Origin of the sequence: Treponema sp. SP13 (assembly GCF_050938355.1) — a bacterium.
Lineage (GTDB): Bacteria > Spirochaetota > Spirochaetia > Treponematales > Treponemataceae > Treponema_D > Treponema_D socranskii.
On record NZ_JADOVM010000001.1, the window covers coordinates 331,593 to 357,156 of the forward strand.

Genomic DNA, 25,564 nt, shown 5'->3' on the forward strand with positions numbered 1-25,564 from the left:
GCCAAATATCGATCCTTCCGATAGGCAAAGGGACGGAGACGCAGTATACTGATACTATGTCCGAATCGAACGATGCCGACCTTTTTAAAAACGCACACGCGCTCCGCGAACCGCTGGCCGCACGGATGAGGCCGCGGACGCTCGACGAATACATCGGGCAGGATCACATCGTCGGCAAGGGCAGGCTTTTGAGGCGCGCGATCGCGGCCGATCAGCTTTCGTCGGTTATCTTTTACGGGCCGCCTGGAAGCGGAAAAACGACGCTCGCCCGCGTCATCGCAAATCATACGAAAAGCAATTTTATCACGCTGAACGCCGTGCTCACGGGAGTCGCCGACATCAGAACGGCGATCAAACAGGCCGAAGACTTTTACAGTCTTTACAGCCGCCGCACGATTTTATTCGTCGACGAAGTGCACCGCTGGAACAAAGCGCAGCAGGACGCCCTCCTGCCGTGGGTCGAAAACGGTACGATCATTTTAATCGGAGCGACGACCGAAAATCCCTTTTTCGAAGTCAATAAAGCGCTCGTGAGCAGAAGCCGCGTATTTCAACTGAAACCGCTGACAAACGACGATTTGCGAAAAGCGGCAGAACAGGCGCTCGGCGACAAAGAGCGCGGCTACGGTCATTGGAAAGTCGAATTTGAAAAAGGTGCTCTCGAACACTTGATCGAAACGGCGAACGGAGACGCGCGCAGTTTGCTGAACGCACTCGAACTCGCCGTAGAAACAACACCCGAAAAATGGGATGCCGCAGCCTCACCTCCCGTGCCCGCGTGGGGTTCGACGATCTACATAAGCCGCGAAGCCGCCGAAGAATCGATTCAAAAAAAAGTCGTGCTCTACGACCGCGACGGCGATTATCATTACGATATCATCAGCGCGTTTATTAAAAGCCTCAGGGGGCGCGATCCCGACGCCGCGATGTATTGGCTCGCCCGCATGGTCGCCGCCGGAGAAGACGCTTCCTTTATCTTCCGGAGGATGCTCATATCGGCCTGTGAAGACACGGGGCTTGCAGATCCGAACGCAGTGAGCATCGTCGCAAGCTGTGCCGACGCATTCGACCGTGTAGGCATGCCGGAGGGGCGCTACTTTCTCGCACACGCGGCGCTCTATCTTTCGACGGCGCCGAAATCCAACAGCAGTATGGCGTTTTTCGATGCGCTTGCATCGGTGGAAAAAGAAGACGCGGAAGTGCCCAATCACTTGCGCGACGGAAACCGCGATGCCGAAGGTTTCGGTCACGGAGAAGGTTACCTCTACCCGCACGCATACCGCGATCACTGGGTCGCACAACAGTATTTACCCGACGCTCTCGTCGGCCGCGTTTTTTATACGCCGGGTACGCAGGGCTACGAAAAGACGATACGAGGAGACGTGCTTTCAAGGCGCGAAATCCAAATCGCTTCGCTCCTCGAACGGGAAGCGCTCTCGGCCGATGAAAGCGCGCAGCATAAAACGGCGGCCGCTACGAAGCACGATGCCGTACATTTTATTAACAATAAAAAAGGCGAACACCTCACCTTCAGCCCCGCAGACGCGGCAAAAGAGACGGCGCTCGACAGAGCCGATAAATCGTGGCGGGCGCGTCTCGACTCGAATCGTGCGGAAGTGCTGCTGGCCGTGCGCGATACGATGACCGAACTCGCAGGCCTTCTCCGTCATCACCGCTCGCTCGTGTGGAATGCGGACGACGGTCTTTTACTGTGGGACGTCGCGCGGAAAACGCCCGAAGGGATGACGTGCGGACTCTGCCGTACCGAAAAGGGAAAAGAAATCCTCGAACAGTACGGAAGGACGCTCGGCGATTTGGATAAACCCGTCCTGCAAGTGCTCCCCGAAGGAGCGGGAGGAGAGGGCATTACAAGCGAAATCTTTTCCGATATCGTCTTGCAGTTCGCATATCGGGGCGCCGAATTCGATCGCCTTTTTTTCCGAAATCCTTTTACCTCACCCGCATCGATCGAATCCCTAGCCTCTTCTCTTTCGCGCACAGGACTAAAAAAAGAAGCGCCCTCCCCTGCCGAAAGCGAACAGTCGGGAGAAGCGGTGTTCGCCGAAGGATGGCTTACCGTCATCGCACAGCGCATTCCCAAAAGCGCACAATACCTGAGCCGCATCGTCGAAACGCAGATACTCACGCCCGCAACGCTCGGCGCATACGAAGATACGCTTGCAAAAATGAAAGCGGCGGAAGACGAATTTTTCGGCGATACGGAAAACCCGCTTTTCAACTGGGATGCGTCGTCCGTCGTCCGCACATTCGAAAAAAAAGGCTTTACCGTACGAAGCTTATCGCGCCGCTTCGTCGAAAAACGGCGGATCACGGAAGAAGAACTTGCAAAGTGGTTCGATGCGAAATCGTCCGCATACGGCGTGCGGATCGCAGAGGCGCTTTCGCCGAAAGAGCTTGAAAAAATCGTGCGTCTCCTCGAAAGTGCGCGAGAAAACACGGTCTTCGATTGGGAAAGCGAAACCGCATTTTTTACGATAGAGGGAAATAAAGAACGGAAAATATAAGGATGACGCGGAAACAGATAAAGAGGATATATCAAAGCGCTCAAACGTACGCCGTCTTTTGAATCAGAGAAAAATATATCGGCCCCGCCCCGTTTTGCACGTCGGGCAGAACATGAAAACCGTATTTCGTCTTTTCGGCTTCGGGAAGCAACGTGTCGCAAAACGGCTCGAGCCTTTGTTTCCAGTGCGGAATAATATCGAGCACGATTTTTGCCGTATCGAATTTTTTCAAAAGCCGCTCGACGACACCGTCGTTTTCGGCGGGAGCAAGGGCGCACGTCGAATAGAGGACGTAGCCCTTCGGGTTCAGCATGCGATATGCGGAAGAAAGAAGCGCCCACTGAGCGATCGCCGAAGTTTTTATACGGGAAGGCGTCCACGCGGCAAGATATTTCATATCGGTAAAAACGTGGCGCTCGGACGAACACGGAGCATCGAGCAAGATTCGGTCATAGCGCGCATTTTCAGCAAGGCACATTTTCGCGCCGTCGCCCAAGCTCGTCTCCACGCGCGCACAAACGGTTTCAGGCAGACAATTTTCAAGGACGCGCTTGAGCCTGTAATAGCGCTCCCGAGAACGCTCGTTTGCAACGAGATGCGCGTCCGCTTCCATGAGGGACGCGAGGACGAGCGTTTTGCCGCCGGGAGCCGCGCAGATGTCGAGGATCGTACGCGCACCGGAAAGCGGAAGCGAAGAAGCTGCCAAAACGCTTGCCCCGTCGAGAAAATACGGCTCTGCACCTCGTGCGTTCCACGAAACATAGCGAACATCGCGTACAAGCGCTTTTTTGATCGGCGGCCATCGCTCTCCGTAAAGCGCCGAATAATACGATTCGAATCCCGCTTTGCCGGAAAGCTTTTGCGCATCTCTATCTTTTCGCAGTCCGTTCATGTTTCACTCTCCGCTAAGGCTTTGCGTTCCGTTCGCTTCCGGCAGCCGACACGCGCGTTTGCCGCGCGGAGTACACTTCCGCGACGAGTTCGTCGTTTTCTTTTTTTGCGGTTCGAAAGGCTTCCACCCGCGCCCGCCCTATCTCTCCCCCCGCCTCTCCGTCATAGCGTATGGCGCTTCCGCTTTGTACCGCAGAGTCGATGTACGGCGAAGCGAAAGCCGAAACGACGTGCCAAACGCCGCCCGTTTTTTCAAGCACAAGGATACCCCGCTCGATTTTAAAATCGATAACGCGGCGGGCGGATTCTTCGATCCGCTTTGCAAAGGCGTCGTCTTCTTTCGCGCGCGAAACGAGAAGCGCATGCTCTCGTGCAAACTTTTTTTTTGAAATCATAATCACATCGACACCCGCTTCGATCGCCGAAAGGGCCGCGCGTTCGGGAGGATAGCCGTTTTCCGCAAGAGCCGCCATAAAGATATCGTCCGAAAACACAAGGCCTTTAAATCCGAGATCGCCGCGAAGTTTATCGCCTATCCAAACGTGCGAAAGGCATGCAGGCGTACGCGAATCGGCGAGGGAAATGCGCGCATGCGACATAAGCACGCCCGCGCTTCCGAGAGAGATAAGGCGGAAAAACGGATAGCGTACCGTTTTATTAAATTCATTTTCGGAGATATCGATTTCGGGCAAACTCGTATGCGGATCGGTATTCGTATTGCCGGGAAAATGCTTTATCACCGCAGCGACTCCGTTATTTTGCAGCGCGTTGAGCGCGGCGGTGCCGTATGCGACGACGCTGTCCGCATCCCCGAAGCTTCGTTCTCCGATAAAGACTTCGTTCGATTCGGTACGCACTTCGACGACGGGCGCGATATTGACGGTAAAGCCGAGAAGACGCATCTGTAGCGCCTGCAGCGAATAGAGGCGGTACGCATCCGAAATCGAAAAAAATTCCGAGACAACGCCGTTTGCAGGAAGCTTCCCCGAAACCGCTTTAAGCCGACACACGTCTCCGCCCTCCTGATCGAGGGCGAGATACGGCGGAATGCAGTCATGCAAAGCGCAGTACGAAAAAATCGAATCGGTAAAATTAATAATTTTTTCAGGAGTATCGGCGATATTGTATGAAAAGAAAATATAGCCGCCCGGCATGAGTGCTTTGCTGCGCGAAGAATCCGTCCATTCGACAGGAGTGAAGACGTCGTCTCCGACGAGATTTTCCATAAAAAGCTGAGCAGCCTGCTCTTCGATCGTAAGAGACTCGACATACGAAAAAACCGCTTCGCGCTTTGCCGTAAGGACAGCCGCGACATCTTCATGCACGGTGCGCACACCATCTCTCATCAATCCGTCGCGCCGCATCTGCCGCCGCTCGGACACGGAACAGGACACAAAGACAAAAGCTGTAATCAAAAAAAACGCGACGCCGTTCCGTACACTCCGCATACTACGGAGTATATGCCATTTCGAGGGATACCTCAAGAGCGAGCAAATCCGAGCAGTGCGCAGGATTTGCGAGCGTCTCCTATAAAAGAAAAACGCGCTGAGCGTTTTTCGCCTTCAGACTTAAAAGAGCAAATCCGAGCAGTGCGCAGGATTTGCGAGCGTCTCCTATAAAAGAAAAACGCGTTGAGCGTTTTTCGCCTCCAGACTTAAAAGAGCAAATCCGAGCAGTGTACAGGATTTGCGAGCGTCTCTAAAAAAAGAAAAACGCGTTGAGCGTTTTTCGCCTCCAGACTTAAAAGAGCGATTTCGCGTTGTCGATTATCGGTACATTTATTCGATGCACTGAAAACGCGTTAGGGATTGGAGCACCGCCGGAGGCGTACCGCGCGCGGTATGAAGCGATAGCGGAAGTGCGAAAAGCCCGACCGCCCTCTCCGGCTGCCATCAGTAGGAGAGGGCGGGAACGCCCTGATAAAAATCTCAGATTCAGAACTTTCCGTTTTGATTTTGTCATGTCGATTTTTCGGCGATCGTCTCCATCACATCCCAGTGTTCGGCGATCTTGCCGTCGGAGTCAAAGCGGCACATATCGAACGTAACCTGCCCGCCCGTGCCGTAAGCTAAGTTGTGCTGAATATAGCCGTTCGCCAAAAGTGAGTGAGCCTTTTTCGTATCACCCGTTGCAAATGTTCCGATAAGAGACACCAATAAATTTTCTGTGGCACGATTTGAAAATGTGTGTTATAGTAATATTAGCAGAGGCTATCTTTTTGACTGCGTGTCAAACGCGTCTTTAAACCATGCAGGAGGTGTTATGTCGCTGAGCGAAACGCGGGAAGGATTTTCTGGAACGATAACCGATATCGCAGGAGATGCGCATTTTATCGGAAGGGTTACGTCGATGGGGCTTACGGTCGGCTGTCCGCTCGCCGTCGTGAGGCACGAAAAAAAACAGCCCATACTCGTCGAAGCGCGCGACACTCTGATTGCGATCAGCTGCGGCGATCTCGATAAAATTTTCGTAGAAGCGGAGAACCGATTATGACAAAGACAATCGCATTGCTCGGACAACCGAACTCGGGAAAATCCACGCTGTATAACGGGCTTACGGGCTCGCACCAGCACGTCGGCAACTGGCCCGGAAAAACGGTAGAACAAAAAGAAGGCTATTTCACTATCGACGGAGAGCGATACATCGTCGCCGATCTTCCGGGAAGCTATTCCCTTTCGGCGGGTTCACAGGAAGAGGAGATCACGCGCGCCTACATCGCATCCGGTAAAGCCGACATCGTCTGCATACTCGCCGACGCCTCGCAGCTCAGGCGAAATCTCTACATGCTCGCCGACTTCGCACCGATGCGCGTGCCGGCCGTTTTAATTCTCAATATGATGGATGTCGCAAAACTGCAGGGAAAATCGATCGACACGGCACTCCTTTCAAAACGGCTCGGCATCACCGTCGTTCCCTTTGTCGCCGCCGACAGAAAAAAATATCCCGAACTGAAAGGTATCCTCCGAAACGAATTTAATAATCCGAAAAAAATCGATACGGAAAAACTCGATGCCCTGTGCGGCGGTGCAAAAAGCGAAATGGAACTTGCGAACGTCCGCTTTCAATGGATCGAAGCGCTGCTCGACGGCGTCGTCTCGGGCGAAAAAAAGCGCGCAACGCTTTCAAAAGCCGACCGCATCTTTACGAGCCGCCGCTGGGGAAAGCCGTTTTCCGTCGCTATCATGCTGCTCGCTTTCGTCGCGTCGATGATTATAGCCATGCCGCTCATGGGACTCGGATCGTTTATTCCTCGTCTCGCATCTCCCCTTCTCCATCGCCTCATGCAGGCCGGACACGCAGCTCCTTTTTTGGAATCGCTCGCTGCCGATTTGATCCCGAACGTCGTGTACTTTGCCGCCGCGATGGCGGGCTTTGTCGTCGGCGTAACGTTTACGTTTACGGCGCTCGAAGAAACCGGATTTTTGGCGCGCATTTCCTACGCTTTCGACGGAACGATGACGAAGCTCGGGCTGCAGGGAAAAAGCATTTGCCCCATGCTGATGGGTTTGGGCTGCACGATCGGAGGAGCCGCAGGCGCGCGCGTCATCGACAATTGGGGACAGCGCATACTGACGATTATGCTCACGTGGGCGGTACCCTGCGCCGCCATCGCTACCGTCATGCCGACACTCGCGACGATTTTTTTCGGCGCGTACGGCATCCTCGTCATGCTCGGTATCTATACGTATATGTTTTTTATGATATTCATCACAGCAAAGATTTTCGGCAACAAGCTTTCGCCCGCCGCAGAGCGTACCGGCATGCTCATGGAACTTCCGCCGTACCACCGGCCCAGGTGGGCAAACGTGCTCTATACGTCGTTTGCAAAATCGTGGGACATCTTTAAGCGTGCGCTCCGCGTTATATTTTTGATTTCGGTAATTTTTTGGGCGCTGTCGTTTTCATCGACGGGACGCGCGGAAAACAGTATCATCTATCGATTCGGCACGTACATCGAACCGGTTACGCGCTTTTTCGGATTGGGCTGGCAGACTTTTATCGCCTTTCTCGCGTCCGCCGTTTCAAAAGAAGCGGTGCTCGGAGTATTGAATTCGCTCTATGTCGGAACGGGCGATGTTATGACGGCGACTTTTTTGTCGAAAACCGCAGGCGCTTCGAGCGGAAACCTCGCATCCGTTTTGCCCGAGGCGATTTCAAAAGCGGAAGCGCTCGCCTTTATGTTCGCCGTTTCGTTCAACGTGCCCTGCCTCATGGCCGTTACGGCGACATATCGCGAAACGCATTCGCTCAAATGGACGGCATCGATCGCATTCTATTATATCGCAAGCGCGCTCATCCTGTCGTTCATCGTGTATCACATCGCGGTTTTGGTGATGTAATAATTGATAATGGGCAATTAGACCGAATGCACGGCAATTACAAGTTTAGCCCATTATCACTTACGCATTAAAAAGCCTGTAATATTCGAGTTCTCCGCCCAAAGCGGCAACGCGGTTGCCGCGTCCGTCGGTATATCCGCACATGACGCGCCTTATGCGTTCGTAGGCGATGTCGGCGATCGTATCGAATTCGGCGCAGGCGGCTTTTTCCGCCGATTGAACGGCGATGCAGCGAAAAGAGACGCCGTGTTTTTTGTTAAGGCGCAGCACCGCTTCAAGCGTCGTACCGCTCCCTGCAAAAAAATCGAGGACGACCGCATCGCGCGGAAGGCTCATCATTTCAAGCAGGTATTCGATGAGGTTTACGGGTTTCGGATTGACGAAAGCGTTTTTAACTCCGAGGAGATCGTCGAGATAACGTTGCGCTTCCCGCGTCGAGTCGACGCAAGCGATGATATTTTTCGGAATAACGCGGTTTTTTTCTCCGTTGAAAATCTTTTTGCGCGGCACGCCGTTTCCGCCTCTTCCCCAGTAGATGCGGCCGTCGCGGATCAGACTTTCCATTTCGTCTTTACCGCACAGCCATTGGCGCGTCCAGGTTTTGCCAGAAGGAGACGTAATGGAAAAATAATTGACGTGCTTCGGATTCGATCGCGACTCGGTAAACGAAATGCTGCCCGAAAACCACGGACCGCGAAGGTCGCCGTCCGCGTTGGAATGCGCCCAATCCGCCGTTTCCGAGGCTTCGAACGGAGGAAGAGAACGCTTGCATTTTGCAAAGCAGAGCGTGTGCTGCGTTACCGTGCGCGACCACGAATCTTTTTTCCCTTTTCCGTGGACATACATAAAATCGTTTACGTAATTTTCTTCGCCGAAAACCGCATCGCCGAGCAGGCGCAAGCGCGCGTATTCTTCATCGCCTATCGAAATAAAAATGCAGCCGCGCTCGCACAAAAGTTCCTTCGCAAGTTCGAGACGGCGGGACATAAACGAAAGCCAAGCGGAATGGCGGGCGGAATCGTTTTTGGAAATGAGCGAGCCGTCGGGAAGGCGGCGTAAAAAACGGCTGTCATTGTAAGTAATATCGGAACCCGTGTTGTACGGCGGATCGATATATATCGCGTCGATTGCATTGCGCCGAGATTTGCATAAACATTTCAAAACGGGATAGTTATCGCCTTCGATAAAGATGTGTGCGCTTTGCGACGACGAAGCTGCGCCTTTATCGGCATTTTCGGAAATCGCTTTTTCAGGCACGGGTACGAGCGAATAGAGATCCGCATCCGTGCCGTCCGCGCGTTCGGGGACGTCGATCCATAAAAGACCGCATCGCTGATCCATAGGCATAAAGAAAAAAGCCAACTACCGGACTTGAACCGATCACCGCCGCATTACGAATGCGATGCTCTACCGGATGAGCTAAGTTGGCAAATACGTGCGAACTATAGCATAATTACCGAATTATGGCAATATGCTGTGCGGCGCTTACGGCGGCACAGGCCCCGTATTTTCCGCCCGTTGATTCCGGCGTTTCGAATATGCTATAGTGAATCGATTCATGATGACATAGGTGATATATGAGTTCCGATTTTCCGCTCAAGCACGATGAGCTTTTAAAATTAATAAAAAGATTTCCGACGCCCTTTTACCTTTACGATGAAAGGGCGATCCGCGAAAACATGCGCCGCTTTACCGAGTCCTTTTCCGTCTTTCCGAAGTTCCGCGAACACTTCGCCGTAAAAGCGATGCCGAATCCCTATATGCTTAAGATCCTCGCGGAAGAAGGATGCGGCGCCGACTGTTCGAGCTTACCCGAACTCGTGCTCTCCGATTTGGCGGGCATCGAAGGGGAGAGCGTCATATTTACGTCGAACGAAACGCCCGCTCCCGAATTTCAATACGCGTACGAACACGGAAACCTCATCAATTTGGACGACATCACGCACATCGATTTTTTAAAAAATGTGCTCGGCGGCAAATTACCGAAGCTGCTCTGTTTTCGCTACAATCCCGGCCCGCTCAAGCAAGGCGGCAACGCGATTATCGGAAAACCCGAAGAAGCGAAATACGGCCTGACGCGCGAACAGCTTTTCGAAGCCTATGCGCGCTGCAAAAAAGAAGGCGTCGAACGATTCGGACTCCATACGATGGTCGCTTCGAACGAACTCAATCCCGATTTTTTTATCGACACGGCGGATATCCTCTTCGATCTCTGTGTCGAAATAAAACAAAGGCTCGGCATAAAAATCGAATTCGTCGATTTGGGCGGCGGCGTCGGTATCCCGTATAAGCCGGAACAAAAAGCGGTCGATCTCGGTTATGTAGCGCGCGGCATCAAAAAAATCTACGACGAAAAAATTATTAAAAACGACCTCGATCCCATGGGTATCTATTGGGAATGCGGCAGACCCGTCACCGGCCCCTACGGCTGGCTTATTGCGACGGCGATCCACGAAAAACACATCTACCGCGACTATATCGGAGTCGACGCATGTATGGCCGACTTAATGCGGCCCGGCATGTACGGCGCCTATCACGAAGTGACCGTCAGCGGAAAAGAAAGCGCGGTAAAAGACCGGGTATACGACGTCGTCGGATCTCTGTGTGAAAACTGCGATAAATTCGCAGTCCGGCGAAGCCTGCCGAAAATCGATATCGGCGATATTTTAATAATTCACGATGCGGGCGCGCACGGAAGGGCGATGGGATTCAATTACAACGGAAAGCTCAGAGCGGGCGAAGTGCTCATGAGAAGCGACGGTTCGTTTAAAGAAATCAGGCGTCGTGAAACGATTGCCGACTATTTTGCGACGCTCGATTTGAACGGCGTAAAAGATTTCAGATAGCAAAAGATTTTACACAGCGCGGACGAAAATTAATAATCGACGTACCCGAAATATCCGTAACTCAAGGCAAGCACTCGTCTTCCGGCAAGTACCGCCGAAACTTATTGCGGATATTCGAACGAGATGCGCTATTTTGAAGCGTTTTGTGTTGCAATAATAATCGTCACCGTCGTCGAAACGGCGGAAAGAACGGTCGTTATAACGGGCGCATACAATCCGAAATAATATGTAAACGAATTTGCAGATGCCGTTATCGTCGTTTCCGGCGTAATCGGATCGGTTTTTCGCAGTTTTTTTCCGTTTATGTCGCGGATTTTCACAACCTCGCGCGTATTTTTTTCATTAACAAAACCGCCTGCAAGACCGATATAGTATTCCCACGTGCGGTCGGGGATGTACGGATACCTACCGGGATTTTTCACAGCACCGGCAACGGAAACGAAATACTGCCGAAACGGTATAATCAGCGTATCGTAAGGCTGTACCGTTTCTTTACTGTAATACATGGCGTCGTACAACATCTTATTGATATCGATCGGAATCGGTTTCCCTTTGCGAAGGATGTATGCGTTTTCAATATCCGCCGTCGATGAAAAACGCGTTTTATTGCGCCGCACGAGCGTAGCATAATTTTCGCCCGTATCAAACACGACTGTAAACCGTGTTGCGGCATCGAGCGCCGTACCGGTTGCAGAAGAAAGCGCACCCTCGATAAACATAACCGGCTTTATCTCCGCATACGTCGGAACACGTACCGTATCGTAACACAAAAGCGGATAGTCGGATGCGACGGCGGCGTTATTCAAGTACAGTATTTCCCCCGTAGGATCGTCTTTGCCCGATGTACGTATCAATTCCATGCGGTTCGTATCCGCACGATCCGCAAAGCCGCCGCCGTAATAATCGACAAGCCGCCGGAGGTTTTCTCCCGCAAGCAGTTCATAGGTTCCGGGTCGTTCGACGGCTCCGTTTATCGTCACTTTTCGCGTCATGCGTCCGACGGTGATTCGATCGCCCGGACGCACATAGGGATCCTGCGACAGATCGCCGAAACGCACCGCTTGAAAAATATCGTACGTATTTTTTTTCCCGCTTTCGCCTGTAACGACGATATCGCGCGTCGACGCGTAATCGGTCAGCGTCCCCACAATAACATCCGAAAGCCGAGAGAGCGCCCACGCCTGCTTAATCGTCGTTTCCTTTACTTCTCCGTCGATGACGACTTTAAAAACGGCAGGCGTCGTAAGCGCAAACTGAACACCGCTCATGGGATAGTTTTGCATAACGATTTCTTCTACGCGCTGTTTGAGGCGTAAAAACGTATTGCCCGCCGCGTTGATCGTCGTAATATTTGCAACGCGGATCCGATACGACGTATCTACCGGTATGATATAACTGACGATAGTTCCGTTGACCGCAAATGCAAGCGTATAGATATCGCCCGCCGTTACGCGATAATCGGCAGAAGACATCGCAAGCTGCGGCGTCGGAACAAGCGCATTTTCTTTTTCCTCCGTTTCCCGTTCGTTTATCTTATCCGCAGTCGACACCGTATCGGAAGATGGATCGGTTTTAGACAGTCTGCCGGTCGTACCGTATCGACCGGCGTTCGCCGTCTGCGCAAAAAGCGCGCCGCAGCTTGCAAGCGGAAAAAAAGATATCGCTAAAGAGAAAAAGACGATGCCGTACAAATATTTTTTCATAGATGCCGTTTCCGATTTTGATGTGATGCGACGGAAAGCTTTTTCATCGCTTCGGGATCGCGCTTGATGTTTTCTATCGCATTTAACGCAAATGCGATAAACACCGACATAAAAAACGCCGCGAAAGTTGCGATGATGCACAGCATACCGCGCGACGGCGCCGATTTTCTGTCGGGCACTTCCGCATGTTCCAAGATTTGAAATACCGGTGTTTCGCTCGCCATTTCCACTTTTAAAAGTTCGTATTGCGTTTTAAGCTGCTTGTACACCTGTTCCTGCGCTTCCAATTCCAAAACGAGTATTGCGTTTTCCACAATGGGAGAACCGTTCGGATTGTAACGATATGCGGCGGTATTTTCGTTTTCACGGATCTGCTTCGATAATGAAAGAATTTGTTTATAACTCGCATCGATATTTTCTTCGAGGTTCTTTTTCGCAAGTTTGTTTTTATCGATACCGAGTTCTGCAAAAACGGTTTCCATATAGTCCGCCGCAAAATTTATGACGGATTGTGCGAAGACAGGATCGGTATCCGTAAATGCAAGCGAAAAAACACCGGATTTATCGTCAAAAGAAGCGCTTAAATTTTTCTGCAAAACTTTACGTGTTTCGGTTTTCGGGGAATCTTTTATCTTATAGCGTGTCGTGAGATCGAACTTATCGATAATCGCATCGAGATAAGTATTTGTCTCCGCAATGTAAACGGCGAGCGCACTGTATGTCGCGCCTCTTTTTGAAAGACCCGAAAGCCCCATAAGACTGCTCAACCCGCTTGAGTTCAACATCGACGAAAGGGAACCGCCGGAAGACGACGAATCGTTTATCAGCATAAGCGCACGCGGCGTGTATTCGTTCGGAAGCGGCGATTTTTCAGGCGGCAGCATAAGCGATATCACGGAAAATAAAAGAACAGCGGCAGCAGCGGCGGACGTCATTAGAATGATAAGTTTTTTATGCCGAAGCAAAACGGCAAACAGATCGATAAGTGAAATCTCTTCGTCCGACGAAGACGGCGATGTATTTTTGATATCCGATACACTTTCCATAGGAGTATTATATATGAAAATATGCGGCTTTACAACCTAAGGGAAAAGCGTATCTTCTTCCGGCAAGTATCGCCGAAATTCTTCATGCTCCGCAGCAAATACTCGAGCCGCCCCATTGTAATTTTCCCATGTCGAATCGAACAACTCCTCCACGCCCGGAATGCACACGATATCGCTCACCATAAGATAACGATAATCGATGTGATTTTTATTAAAAAAATCCCGCACGCTTTGCACGGAATTGTATAGAACGTATGCGACAAAAGTCGAGCACACAAATTTTTTTTGCATTTTTTTATTTTCCGCATCGTTTACAGCTTCTATGTCTTTTTTCGATGCATAAAATTTATCCATAGGTCTGTCGTTTTCCGCCGTAAATAATTTCCGCTTTACAGCGCGGTTGGCGATTTTAAAATTTTTATCGACATCGTAGCGCACATTCTTATTTTCCATAAGAACACGGATCGCTTTTTTGCGTTCTTCACCGGTTGCTTTGATCGCATACAGCATTTGCTTTGACGATGCAGCATCGCACTGCTTCGTATAGTTATTTGCTTTCGTATCGCTGCAGTGTTCCCTGTCCAGCTGGGGTCGAGCCATCAGCGTAAGGCCGAAAAAATCGTCGCGCAAGTCGAAACCGATGCTCACGTGACTTGCCGTAAGCGGGTTTACGTCTACTTTTGCGATGCCGTTTTTAAGAATATTCGATACGTAAAACGGAGAGATAAGCTGCGGATCGTAAAAACGCAAAAAAATATAGGAATCGTCGGCGGCTTCCTCTGCCGTATCGATTCGGCTCATAAAATCTTCATCGGTCAGCAGGTACGCGTTTTCGGTTTTCGTCGAAGCACAGGATGTCGTCAAAAACGCGCACACCGCGGCGCTCAATAAAAATAGAGTTTTTATTAATCGCATATTTATCATTACTCACTTATCGGTACGGTGCTCCTGTTTTTGCACTCGATATATATACCATAGTGAAAAACAAGCGCGATAACAAGCGGTCACTTGCGTTTTAAGTATTTAATCGAATCGAGGGCGACCGCCGCGATCAAAATCAATCCTTTAAATACAAAGTGCAGGTTCGTGTCGATACCGAAAAAGGAGGCGGCGAAAACGGCATCCTTCCTTAGCGATAGTAGGAGAGTTTCGCTTCGATGCGTGCAAACACGATTTCGACACCCCAATTCATCGCAAGGTAAAAGACACCCGCGACGAAGAGCGGCATAAACGAAAAGAGGCGGCTTTGCGTTTCCTGTGCGACGCGCAAAAGTTCGGATACGCCGATAACTTGGATGAGTGCCGTATCTTTGACGAGGGTTATCGCTTCGTTGCCCATCGCGGGCATGATGCGCTTAACAACTTGCGGCAAGACGATATACAAAAAAGTTTGTCGCTTCGTATAGCCGAGCACTTTCGCAGCTTCGTATTGTCCTTCGGGAATCGATTCGATACCACCGCGATAAATCTCCGCAAAGTACGCCGCGTAGTTTACGATGAGCGCAACGAGAGCGGCGAAAAAGCGCGGCCACGCGACACGAAAATCGGTACCGAAATTGTTGTTGAGCCAAAGGCACAGAAGACTCGGGCCGAAGTATACGACGAGCAGCTGCAGCATGAGAGGAGTGCCGCGTATGACGAGCAAAAAGGCTTTCATCGATCCGGAAAGTATTCGATTTTTCGCCATGCGCCCCGCACAAAACGAAAGCGCGAGCGGAAGCGAAAAGAGCAGCGTCAAAAAAAACACTTCGAGCGACGTTGCGCTTCCGCGCAGCATCGCCTGCAGCATCTTTGCCATCTATTTGCCGATCACCGAAATATCGCGTCCGAACCACTTTACCGAAACGGCGGTAACCGTTCCGTCTCTTTGCATATCTTCCAATATGCTCTGTACTTTGTCGCGCAGGGCAGCGTTTCCCTTGCGGAACGCGATACCGTAGTTTTCATAGGACAGCGCTTCGTCGATGACGATAAAGGGCTTTCCCGTCGCGGAGATACTGTAGTTTGCGACAACGCTGTCCATGACAACGCCGTCGACGCCGCGGATTTCAAGGTCGTTGAGAGCGGTAACGTTGTCTTTTAAGAGTACCTGTTCTTTGAGCGAACGCGAAAATTCCGCATTGGCATCGACGGCTTCCTGCGCGCTCGAACCGCTTTGCAGTGCGATTGTTTTTCCCGCCATGTCTTTCAAAGACGCAATGCCGCTGTCGTTTCGCACGACAAGCACTTGCGCGTTTTTCAAATAGGGCTTCGTAAACACGAGCGCTTCTTCCCGCTCTTTCGTCATCGTAAAGCCGTTCCAAATGCAGTCGATTTTACCGGTGTTCAGCTCCATCTCTTTCGCACCCCAATCGATGGGCTGCGCTTTAAATTCGACGCCGAGCCGCTTCGCAACTTCTTTTGCCAAATCGATATCGTAACCGACGATTTCGCCGTCGGAAGCACGAAAGCCGAGCGGAGGGAACGAATCGTCGAGTCCGAGCACAAATACGCCGCGCGAGATGAGGTCGTCAAGCGAAGTATCGCGGGCGGAAGCAGCATCCCGTTTTTTGCAGCCGGCGCTTGCCGCCGCGAGACAGAGCGCGAAAAGCGAAGCTAAAAATACCCTTATCGTTTTTTTCATTTATTATCTCCTGTAAATAAATTAATAATCAGAGCCGTTCTTCGGCGAAATCTTTCAGCGCATGTATCTGCTCTGCGACTCGCTCGGCTGCAGGCCCTCCCTCGGTTTTTCGCGAGGCGACGCAGGACTTCGAATCGATGAGCGGGTAGATATCGTCCTCGATATGATCCGAACAGGCTTTAAAATCTTCGATCGGAAGTTCTTCGAGTTTGCATTCTTTTTCGATGGCGATGCGCACCGCTTTTGCCGCAATACCGTGCGCCGTGCGGAACGGAATGTCCTTTCGCACGAGGTAGTCGGCGACATCGGTCGCATTGAGATAGCCGTCTTCGCAGGAGCTTTCCATGCGCTGCGTATTCCACGATGCTGAGGCGATCATATCCGTAAAAACCGACACGCAGGCGCTCACCGTATCGAATGCGTCGAAAAGGCTTTCTTTGTCTTCCTGCATATCGCGGTTATACGCAAGCGGCAGCGCTTTCATCATCGTCAAAAGAGCTACGAGATCGCCGTATACCCTGCCCGTCCGCCCGCGGATGAGTTCGGCAAAGTCGGGATTTTTTTTCTGCGGCATGATCGAACTGCCGGTCGACCACGTTTCGCTCAATTCGATAAACGAAAATTCCGACGTAGACCACAGCACGACCTCTTCGGCGGCGCGCGAAAGGTGCATTTGCAAAAGCGCAAAGCACGATGCGAATTCGATGCAGTAGTCGCGGTCGGAAACTGTGTCGAGCGAATTTGGCGTCACGCCGTCAAAGCCAAGCAGTTCCGCTTCGAGTTTTCTGTCGAGCGGAAGGGTCGTTCCGGCGAGGGCTCCGGCTCCTATCGGTGAGCGCGAAATGCGTTTAAGCGCATCGGAAAGCCGTTCCCAATCGCGCGTAAAACTCCACGCCCACGCGCACAGATGATGAGCGAGCGTCACCGGCTGAGCGTGCTGCATATGCGTAAAGCCCGGCATAATCGATTGCGTGTGGCGCTCGGCGAGAACGGCAAGCGTTTCGATGAGATGTGCGATGCTTTTTTGCAGTTCGGGAATCATCCGCCTGAGATACAGCCTTTCGTCGAGGGCGATCTGGTCGTTTCGGCTTCTGCCCGTATGCACTTTTTTGCCGGTCTCTCCGATCCTGTCGGTAAGCGCGGCTTCTATAAACGAGTGGATATCTTCAGCGGAAGCGTCGACGGAAAGCTTACCCGATGCCATATCGGCATCGATAGCGTCGAGCGCTCCGATGATCGCATCGGCTTCTCGGCGCGAAATGATGCCCGTACGCGCGAGCATTTCCGCGTGTGCTTTACTTCCGAAAATATCATCGCGAGCCATGCGCTCATCGACGTGAATTGAAGTTTCAAACGCGACTGCCGCTGCGTCCGGCCCTTCGGAAAAACGACCGTGCCACAAAGCGGTGTGATTGTCTCCGGTCATCGTACCGTGCGTATCCATAGTTCGGACAGTATACACTACATTGTTTATTTTTACAATGATTTGTATACTGTATGAGTACGAATCGCAAATTCACAGGCAAAGTCGACTTGTTCGTTGACTTTTTACGGGAGTGCGTTATGTTAAGAAAATTATTCGTCATCGTTTCGGCGCTGATTTCGGCAGGCTCTCTCTTTGCCGTACAAATCGATACGGCGCTTCTCGATACGGCAACGCGCGTGGACTATATCGAAGATATGTCCCCCGTGCCGAAAAACGAATTCAATACCGCAAAGCAGATACGCGATATGGGGCGCAGACTCGGCGGAAGCATTAAACGGCAGGATGCGCAGCATAAAGACGGAGAGCTCTACGCATCGGGCGCTCCTTCAAAAAAATACCGCGCGCTCCGCGTACCTTCGTCGGACTCGCTTCCGGGAGCCGACATCATCTATATCGCGCCGAACGCGAAAGTCGGAACGATCAAAGCGCTCGCCTTTATCGTCTCCGGCTACATAGAAACAGCACACGGTTTGCCTCTGGAACAAGCGGATACTCTCGCGCAAAAAGTGTGTTGGTGGAATACGAATCGTTACGACGATCGAAATTATTTTACAAAGCATTTCAACGCACGCATACTCGAATCTTTTTCCGATGAAACGGCGGTTATCGGTCTTGCCGACTCATACAAAAATTGGGCGGGACATGCGCGCATCGTCATCCCCTTTGCGCCTGAAAAAATGCACGATATACAGGCGGCGGCAAAAGACGGCAAAAAGCAAAGCGCAAAAATAGATTCGAAAAACAAAGCCGCACAAAAAAACAGCGAGACCGAAAAAGAGGCGGCACAAAATAAAAAAGAGAGCGCAGGCAAAGGCGCGGCGCAAAACGACGCCGATAAAACTGCGGCGGATGCGATCCGGAATACGCTTGAAAACGAAGCGCTGCAATTTAAAACCGTGCCGGCAAATTATAAAATTCTCTTCGGTGCTTTGTGCCTTGCCGCGCTTTTGCTCATTATACTGCTCGTGCGGGTTGCCGTAGACATGGCGAAAAATTGACGAACCTTACGCCGAATAATCGTCCTGCAGCATTATTTTGATGAGCTTCGTTTCGGGATTCCCCGCGCGCTCGTTCGTGCATTCGATTTGATCCCGCTCAAGACTGATTCCCGCAAGCGATGCAAAGCGCTTCGCATCTTCGGAAAGCAGTGACATCTTCGAAGCGCTGCACGCGTATACCGTGTTGCGCTCGGCGATAAAGCCCGTAAACAGATGCGCGAACTCATCGTCGCCGAAGGGAAGGCCGTAATACATAAAAATCTTCGAATACTTGTGAATCGCCGCAATTCTCCGGCAGCAGTTTTTAAGCGCTTTCGAAAAATGCCCGCCGCCGGAAGCGTCCAGCACCAGCCCCTCGGCAAACACGTACAGACTGTCGTTCCAATCGCTTTTACCGCCCGCATTCGCAAGGCTGACGCATTCGTATTTTTTTGCCGCGCCGGCAATGCGTTTCAAAAGCGAATCGCCCGAAGGAACAGAGTCGTGTTCCTGCGCGCTCGCCGAAACCGTTATATCAGTCGGCGTATTTTGCCGCAGGATATCGCTTTCCGTAACCAGCATATTGAGCTCGTCCTGCGAAATAGGCTTAAATCCGTCGTCCGCCGTCTGCACGTTTTCCGATTTTACTTCGGAAGCTTTTTTAAAAATCTCATCGACACTTGCTTGATTGATATTCGGCATCGTCTTTTTCTCCATTATATCGCTTGATTCTCTATTATTAAATTTACAGATTTCGATTTCATCCGGTATCGCTTCGCCGTCAAAATTAATAATTTCATATTCTCGTTTTTCGCCGCCGCTTTCCGCATCCGGCTCCGCAGCATCCTGCGCTTCCGCTTCGATCGCATCCGGCGCACAGACCGCTTCTTCGGACGTTTCATGCCGCTTTTTTTCAGCGGGCTCCTCCGATTCGACTTTATCGAGCGGGGCACGGACATCTCCCTCAAATATATCGTCCGGCCGATTTTCCGCAGTATCGGAATTATCGTTTTTTTTCGATAATGTTGCAACAGGTTCTTTTGCATCGGAGACGGCGCCTTTTTCCGCGTCGAAATCCGAATCATCGGCATCGGTTTCAACGGCCGCATCGTCCCCCTGCCCTTCGACAAGATCGGAAGCCGCGTCGGTTGTATCGCCGGTTTTTTCGCCGCCGCACGCTTCGCCTTCACGTTCGTTTTCACGCAATTCCGCTTCGTTGGCCGCTTTGCGTGCATCCGCTTCGTACCGATCGATTTCGGAAAGGTCTTCCTTTTCAAGCTCGTCGGAAGACGTTTCATCTTCATCGGTTTTAATCAATTTTACCGCCGTCTTTTCAAAATCGCAGGGACGTAAAACAATAACCGAACTACCGTCCTTTTCGCGGCGATACAGGCACCCGTCCTTTTCATCGACGTAAAAAACATCGTTATCTTCCGAAATGCGGATATGGCGGAGCGACGAACAGCCGGCGAAAGCACCCGCTTCGAGCGTTTTGAGCGAAGAAGGCAATACAACGGCGGCAAGTTTCGTACAGTCTGCAGCAGCACCGCTTTTGATCCGCTCTACCGTATCGGGAATGACGAGCGATGTAAGCGACGTACAATATGAAAAGACGTCTTCCGAAAGTTCCGTGAGACCGGCGCGGAACGGAATCGATGTCAACGACGAGCAGCCGGAAAACGCAGCCCTGCCGATCGAATCGATTTCGGGCGGCATAACAATTTTTTCAAGAGAAGAGCAGCCTTCAAAGAGCCGGTCGGGAAGAGAGCGAAGAGAAGTCGAAAGCTTTATCCGTTTGAGCGAAGCGCAGCCGGAAAAAAGAGAGGCTGGTATGTCCGTAACGGAATCGGGAATATCGACGGATTCGGCGCCTTCGTCGGGAACAAACGAAACAACTGCAGTACGGTCATCCGAAAGCAACAATCCGCTTCTGTGAAAACCAGTGCGCATACTATCGATATAATAACCCGAATACCGGATCTTGTAAATTATGTGATCGGACAGAAGGAATCCGTACCGTTATCGCCGAAATTGTTTTCTACGGCTACCGCTAAAATCGCTTATCGTTCATCGCACCAATTCGCAAGCAAATACTTTTCCGCCTCCGCATTCCACAGCCCTCTGTGGGCGTCTACGATGTCGGCAAGCCGGCAAAAACGGGAATCGCTCTCTCCGAGAGAACGGAAATCCTCGATCGCCGTGAGAGGAAGATCGAGATGCGTATAGATCAGTTTTTTGCCGCCCTGTATTTTCGGAAGTTCAAGCGTTGTCTTTGCGACGCTTTCAAGACCGCCTATATGTGTAACCATCACCGCAGGTTCGAGCGTCCCTTCTTCCGTCATGCGAAGCGATTCTATCATATCGCTTACATTGCCGCCGCTCGTCCCGATAACGTGCGTTGCATTATAATGAACGTCATAAAAATTTATATCGGCATGAAATTGTTTGTCGGTCGGGCCTGCGAAAAAATTCAAACAACCGTCGCGTCCCAAAACGGCGGAACCGAGCGACAGTACGGAAGCTACGGGAACAAAACAAAACACATCATCGAAGCCTTCAGGCGCGTACCGTCTAAGCTGCCCTGCAGGATCCGGGCTGTCGTTTGTATTGATTATTTCGACTTGCACACCGAATTTTTTCATTTCGGATTCGGGGAAAATTTTCTTTGCGCGCGCTATGCGTTTTTCATCGATATCGGTAAGCACAATAAGCGACGGCCGTCTGTCGCAGTGGACGGCATACATCAATGCGCCGAGTCCCATGGGGCCTGCCGCAGCAAGCAGCGCGAGCTTTCCGCCTTTTTTGATTCCCATTTCGTGGGCGTATACTCCCATCTGCGTATGAAAGCTCGCGTGAAAAGCGCCTATACAGCACGACATCGGTTCCGCAAGAGACGCTTCGAAATATGCGTCGCCGTTATATTCGAGCAGGCAGTCAAGGTCCATGACTTCGTGCGGCAAAATACAGTACGTCGCATCGCCTCCGCAGAATTCATAGGAATATCCCGGAGACCACATTTCACCCTTGTAGTTGAGCGCCGGCTGGATCGTAAACTTCATACCGGGTTTAAAGCGGGATGTATACTTTGAGCCGACTTCTATGATATCGCCCGCAAACTCATGCCCGATTATTGCCGGATGATCTGCGATGTCGGGATGAATGCGCTTGTGTTTCGTTCCGAGTACTGCGCACTTATAGCTGGACATGCATATACTGTCGGAAACCACTTTTACAAGGATTTCATCGTCTTTAATGGGAGGGAGTTCAAACGTATCAAGACGTAAATCATTTGCACCGTGTATGCGCACCGCTTTTGCCAGCATTTTAAAACCTCTTTATATATCAAAATAATTTTCCGAAACCTTCTGCAGTATGTCGTCAAGTTCGCCGATATCCCAAAGCAGGCGCGTTCCGACGTATTTGTCGCGGATATCTTTCGTACATTTTACAAGCGTCGGAATATCGTGCGGTGCGACACCGAGTTCCGTAAGACGCAGGGGCATGCCGAGCGCTTTCATAGTATCTTCGATTTTCTGCGAAGGCGGAAGCATCTCTTTCATCACACTGCACAATTCGGGCCACTTTTCGGCAATCTTTTTCATGCGTACTTTTTGCGAGGCTTTATCGTATTTGCGCTCTTTCGCTTCGAGCGCGATCATCGACTCGGCGGATTTTCCGACAAAGGCGCGCAGCGTTTTGCTCCATTCATCGTAATCGAAGGCGGCGACATACCGCTCGGCTTTTGCAATATCTATCGCATCGATCTTTTCGATTTCCTCATACAATTTCAGCGTATACAGCGTCCCGATGCCCGCTTGAATACCGTGCAAATCCGCAGGGGTTCCGAAGACGAGATGCCGCATATCGATGACGTGTGAAATATAGTGTTCCATGCCGCTCGCAGGCCTCGTAACGCCCGCATACGCCATCGCGCAGCCGGCAAGCAGGAGTCCGTCGGTCAATGTCCGTACCGCCTCTTCGTCCCCCGACAATAAACGAGGGGCGGCATCGAATACCTGTTGCAGTGCGCTTTGCAAAAGCGATGCAATTTTTTCGCAATAGTATTCGCCGGTGATGATGTGTGAAAGCTTCCATTCCGTTACACTGATATATTTGGCAAGCATATCGCCGAATCCCGCCAAAATCATGCGCCGAGGAGCGTGTGCCAAAACGTCGATATCCGCAACGACGGAGTGCACCGTAGCGGACGGAAGCGATACTTTGAGCGACTGCACGTCCATCGATGAAGTCGGAGAAACCATGCCGTCCATACTCGGCGCCGTCAAAACGAGGATATACGGACGACCGCTCACGCGCGATACGAGCTTTGAAACGTCGTTGATGACTCCGCTCCCGACGGCGACGATACAATCGCAGGACGGATCCCAAAACATCATAACGCGCCCGAACGTTTCCTCCGTCGGCGCAAGCGGCTCGGTCGTTTCATATACATAGGATGAAAACGGTATGCCGGCATTTTTCAAAATATCCGAAACCGTATCACCCGCCGCTTTTTTCGTATTTTCGTCCATTATAAGAAACGGCTTTTCGGCGCCGGCTTCACAAAGCAATGACGGAAGCGATGCAAGCGCACCTTTTTCGATTATTAATTTTTTTACGCCGCATACGTGTTTTTTTCCGCAGCCGCACGATCCGCCGTTATTTAATTCCATATCGCCGTATCCTTTGCAAAAAATATTGGGACGCTGTGCTGGACGGCAAGCTCATCTTAAAAACAGCACGCTGCGGCAGCATATTAGGCTTTGTTCCATGTGCTGAAATAGGTGCCTGCAGGATCGATAATGCGCTCGATCATCGCATCAAACAGTCCCGTTTCGTACAGCAAATCGACAACAGTATATCGGTTCCGCATCATCTGAGCAACGCGCATACCGTACCGATGATTTTCGCTCGACAGGCAAATATCACTCGGTTCGGTCGGACAGCCGGCCGTTTGAAACATCTCTTTCAGCTTTACAAACGGGATAATCTGCCCTTCGATTTTTTGCCGCAGCTCATCCCACTTTGCCGCGATCGCAGATTGCCGCGCGGCGAGCGCATCCCCTTCCAAAAACTTTTTCCGGCATATTTCGATTTGTCTGTCCCGCACCGACGGCTCTCGGACAAAATGCGCGATCGATTTTTGCCGCTCTTCCCACGTTTCGGGTGTATACGATGCAACCGCTTTTTCCACATCGTTTTTCGATAATTTTAATAATTCTTCCATAATTGCGGTAGTCGTCAGCGTACCGATCGCAACTTTAAAACCGTGAGAAGCTTCTTTACCGCCGACGGTACAAGAGCCGCGCATTTCCCATACGTGGCTCATAAGATGCTCGGCGCCGCTTGCCGGACGGGAATCGAAATACTCCTGCATCGCAAAACCGGTTTGAATGAGCCCTGTAAAAACGGCCGCGGCGGCAGCTGGATCCCGAGCGCGAAGTTTTGCCGGCTCGGAAATCGCGGCTTTAAGCGAGGGCTGTACCATATCCCACACGCTTTCAACGATTTTTTCGATACCGAGCGCATCTGCAATAAGCCAATCCGCGCCCGCAGGGACTTTCGCCGCCAAATCGCCGTAACCTGCTGCGATCATATCGATCGGCGCGTTCGACAAAATATCCGTATCTGCGACAACGAGAACGGGAGCGGGACACGGAAGCGTCATCTTTAATCCGCGGTCGGTGATGGCCGCACCGTTGCTCGTAAAGCCGTCTACCGACGGTGCGGTTGCGATGCACATATACGGCCGCTCCCCTGCAACATAGGATGCCCTCTTGCACAGATCGTTGATCGTACCGCTTCCGAGTGCAACGGCGATAGCGTCGGGCTTTTCTTCGAGCGCCCTCTGCACAGCCGAAACGTGCTCATCGTCCGCATATATCGTTTTTGCATCGAAACAATGACTGCTGCATTCGTCAAACTGGGAAACGACGATATCTTCGGCAAGAGCTTGCGTGTTCGTATCTTCTATGATTAAGGGCTTTTTACCCGGAAATTTTTTATGGAAGGCTTCGGCTGCTTCCCTCACCGCGCCGCTTTTCATCAGCAGTTCGCTGCGTATCATATATACCTCTCCCTAAAAAGGCACTGAGTAATCCCAATATAAAACGCTCACCGTCGGATATTATATAAATTGAAGTTTTTTTTGTCAAACAAATTAAAACAGATTTTTTATAAAAAATTACAAAACAACGAATATTATTAACACTAATTCACTTTTTTTATACTTTATGCTATAATAATCGACGATATATTTTCACAATAAATGAAATTCAGGGGAAAAATGAACAAAACTGGAAAAGAGCAATCGACACCCAAAAGACGCGATGCGGTTTATCAATTGCTGCAGCAATGTAAAATCGCATCGGCAAAAGAGATAAGCAAAAAATTACACGTGTCGGAAATGACTATCAGACGCGACTTTGAATATTTGGAAAACAAAGGATTGGTAGAGCGAACTCACGGCGGTACAATCATTTCAAACAGATACAATACCGCCCTGCTTTTTTCACAAAAGAATATGCTGCATATCGAAGCAAAGCAAGCTATCGCGCGAAGCGCAGCCGCATACATTCAACCATACGATACGATTTTTTTAAACAGCGGAACAACAACGATGCGCATATTTCCGTTTATCACTGCAGAACACGTAAAAATCATTACAAATAATCCATGCATTCCCCTCGACGAAATATCCGAAAATATCGAAGTTATTTCTACCGGCGGCATATACAACACCGAATCGCTTACATTGGTAGGAGGAATCGCAAATACAAGCGTCGGCAACGTGTGGGCGACAAAATCCTTTATCGGAATAGACGGTATCGACGTCAACTGCGGTCTTACGACGCCGATCGAGCAGGAAAGTTATATCAATCGATTGATGATTGAACACACTCGGGGAAACATTATCATAGTTGCAGACAGCAGCAAAATCGGTAAAATTTCCCGGTTCCGTGTCGCTCCAATAACAAGCATACATATTTTGATTACCGATACCGATATATCGAATACGGACGTTGAAAAATTCACAAATGCGGGAATTCAAGTAATTAAAGCGTCTTTTCTTTGACATAACGCAATTACGCTGTAACGCTTTCATAGTTATTATTAAAAGTAAATTA

General features: G+C 50.8%; 20 protein-coding genes and 1 tRNA gene. 6 read left to right on the top strand and 15 right to left on the bottom strand.

Annotated elements, in window-relative coordinates:
* Positions 1–56 precede the first annotated feature (56 nt).
* Complete coding sequence (locus IZU26_RS01515) at positions 57–2,525, top strand: AAA family ATPase (RefSeq protein ID WP_433276219.1); 2,469 nt, start codon at positions 57–59, stop codon at positions 2,523–2,525.
* A 40-nt stretch (positions 2,526–2,565) separates the two neighbouring features.
* On the opposite strand, the gene IZU26_RS01520 is transcribed toward IZU26_RS01515, so the two are convergent.
* The 3 genes from IZU26_RS01520 to IZU26_RS01530 form a co-directional block, all read right to left on the bottom strand.
* Positions 2,566–3,417, bottom strand: coding sequence for an RsmB/NOP family class I SAM-dependent RNA methyltransferase (locus IZU26_RS01520; RefSeq protein ID WP_433276221.1), 852 nt, complete (start codon positions 3,415–3,417; stop codon positions 2,566–2,568).
* A gap of 13 nt (positions 3,418–3,430) precedes the next feature.
* Positions 3,431–4,864, bottom strand: a complete 1,434-nt coding sequence (locus tag IZU26_RS01525) for a glycoside hydrolase family 3 N-terminal domain-containing protein (protein WP_433276223.1) — start codon at positions 4,862–4,864, stop codon at positions 3,431–3,433.
* Positions 4,865–5,374: 510 nt separating this feature from the next.
* A complete protein-coding gene (locus IZU26_RS01530; RefSeq protein ID WP_433276225.1) occupies positions 5,375–5,569 on the bottom strand; it encodes a hypothetical protein in 195 nt (64 codons plus the stop codon).
* A gap of 109 nt (positions 5,570–5,678) precedes the next feature.
* Between IZU26_RS01530 and IZU26_RS01535 the strand changes: the two genes are divergently transcribed.
* Positions 5,679–5,909, top strand: a complete 231-nt coding sequence (locus tag IZU26_RS01535) for a FeoA family protein (RefSeq protein ID WP_433276227.1) — start codon at positions 5,679–5,681, stop codon at positions 5,907–5,909.
* Positions 5,906–7,756 (top strand): ferrous iron transporter B, encoded by a 1,851-nt coding sequence (feoB, locus tag IZU26_RS01540; RefSeq protein ID WP_433276229.1) that lies wholly within the window; start codon positions 5,906–5,908, stop codon positions 7,754–7,756. Before IZU26_RS01535 ends, feoB begins: the two co-directional genes overlap by 4 nt.
* Positions 7,757–7,816: 60 nt before the next feature.
* On the opposite strand, the gene IZU26_RS01545 is transcribed toward feoB, so the two are convergent.
* Both IZU26_RS01545 and IZU26_RS01550 read right to left on the bottom strand, forming a co-directional pair.
* Entirely contained in the window at positions 7,817–9,097 is a 1,281-nt protein-coding gene (locus IZU26_RS01545) for a site-specific DNA-methyltransferase (RefSeq protein WP_433276231.1), read from the bottom strand.
* A 15-nt stretch (positions 9,098–9,112) separates the two neighbouring features.
* Positions 9,113–9,185, bottom strand: a tRNA-Thr gene (locus IZU26_RS01550).
* A 148-nt stretch (positions 9,186–9,333) separates the two neighbouring features.
* Between IZU26_RS01550 and IZU26_RS01555 the strand changes: the two genes are divergently transcribed.
* On the top strand, positions 9,334–10,602 hold the full coding sequence (locus IZU26_RS01555) for a diaminopimelate decarboxylase family protein (RefSeq protein ID WP_433276233.1): 1,269 nt from the start codon (positions 9,334–9,336) through the stop codon (positions 10,600–10,602).
* 128 nt (positions 10,603–10,730) lie between these two features.
* Here the strand turns inward: IZU26_RS01555 and IZU26_RS01560 are convergent, their stop codons facing one another.
* From IZU26_RS01560 to argH, 6 genes are all read right to left on the bottom strand, one after another.
* A complete protein-coding gene (locus tag IZU26_RS01560; RefSeq protein ID WP_433276235.1) occupies positions 10,731–12,305 on the bottom strand; it encodes an SLBB domain-containing protein in 1,575 nt (524 codons plus the stop codon).
* Positions 12,302–13,351: a GNVR domain-containing protein gene (locus IZU26_RS01565; RefSeq protein WP_051169938.1), complete on the bottom strand. Its 1,050-nt coding sequence runs from the start codon at positions 13,349–13,351 to the stop codon at positions 12,302–12,304. The genes IZU26_RS01560 and IZU26_RS01565 overlap by 4 nt, the downstream gene beginning before the upstream one ends.
* A 36-nt stretch (positions 13,352–13,387) precedes the next feature.
* Positions 13,388–14,275: a hypothetical protein gene (locus tag IZU26_RS01570; protein ID WP_433276237.1), complete on the bottom strand. Its 888-nt coding sequence runs from the start codon at positions 14,273–14,275 to the stop codon at positions 13,388–13,390.
* 205 nt (positions 14,276–14,480) lie between these two features.
* Positions 14,481–15,149 carry an amino acid ABC transporter permease gene (locus tag IZU26_RS01575; RefSeq protein WP_433276239.1) on the bottom strand — a complete coding sequence of 223 codons (669 nt, stop codon included), beginning with the start codon at positions 15,147–15,149 and terminating at the stop codon, positions 14,481–14,483.
* A complete protein-coding gene (locus IZU26_RS01580) occupies positions 15,150–15,974 on the bottom strand; it encodes an amino acid ABC transporter substrate-binding protein (RefSeq protein WP_021330134.1) in 825 nt (274 codons plus the stop codon).
* 28 nt (positions 15,975–16,002) lie between these two features.
* Positions 16,003–17,418, bottom strand: coding sequence for an argininosuccinate lyase (gene argH / locus IZU26_RS01585; RefSeq protein WP_433276241.1), 1,416 nt, complete (start codon positions 17,416–17,418; stop codon positions 16,003–16,005).
* 119 nt (positions 17,419–17,537) lie between these two features.
* Between argH and IZU26_RS01590 the strand changes: the two genes are divergently transcribed.
* Positions 17,538–18,458, top strand: coding sequence for a P83/100 family protein (locus IZU26_RS01590; RefSeq protein ID WP_433276243.1), 921 nt, complete (start codon positions 17,538–17,540; stop codon positions 18,456–18,458).
* A 6-nt stretch (positions 18,459–18,464) separates the two neighbouring features.
* On the opposite strand, the gene IZU26_RS01595 is transcribed toward IZU26_RS01590, so the two are convergent.
* From IZU26_RS01595 to IZU26_RS01610, 4 genes are all read right to left on the bottom strand, one after another.
* Positions 18,465–20,387 carry a leucine-rich repeat protein gene (locus tag IZU26_RS01595; RefSeq protein WP_433276245.1) on the bottom strand — a complete coding sequence of 641 codons (1,923 nt, stop codon included), beginning with the start codon at positions 20,385–20,387 and terminating at the stop codon, positions 18,465–18,467.
* 110 nt (positions 20,388–20,497) lie between these two features.
* Positions 20,498–21,760, bottom strand: a complete 1,263-nt coding sequence (locus tag IZU26_RS01600) for an alcohol dehydrogenase catalytic domain-containing protein (RefSeq protein ID WP_433276247.1) — start codon at positions 21,758–21,760, stop codon at positions 20,498–20,500.
* Between the two features lie 12 nt (positions 21,761–21,772).
* Positions 21,773–23,110 (bottom strand): sn-glycerol-1-phosphate dehydrogenase, encoded by a 1,338-nt coding sequence (locus IZU26_RS01605; protein WP_433276249.1) that lies wholly within the window; start codon positions 23,108–23,110, stop codon positions 21,773–21,775.
* A gap of 83 nt (positions 23,111–23,193) precedes the next feature.
* A complete protein-coding gene (locus IZU26_RS01610) occupies positions 23,194–24,504 on the bottom strand; it encodes a sn-glycerol-1-phosphate dehydrogenase (protein ID WP_433276251.1) in 1,311 nt (436 codons plus the stop codon).
* Between the two features lie 219 nt (positions 24,505–24,723).
* On the opposite strand from IZU26_RS01610, the gene IZU26_RS01615 reads away from it, so the two are divergent.
* Positions 24,724–25,512: a DeoR/GlpR family DNA-binding transcription regulator gene (locus IZU26_RS01615; RefSeq protein ID WP_433276253.1), complete on the top strand. Its 789-nt coding sequence runs from the start codon at positions 24,724–24,726 to the stop codon at positions 25,510–25,512.
* Positions 25,513–25,564: the final 52 nt, after the last annotated feature.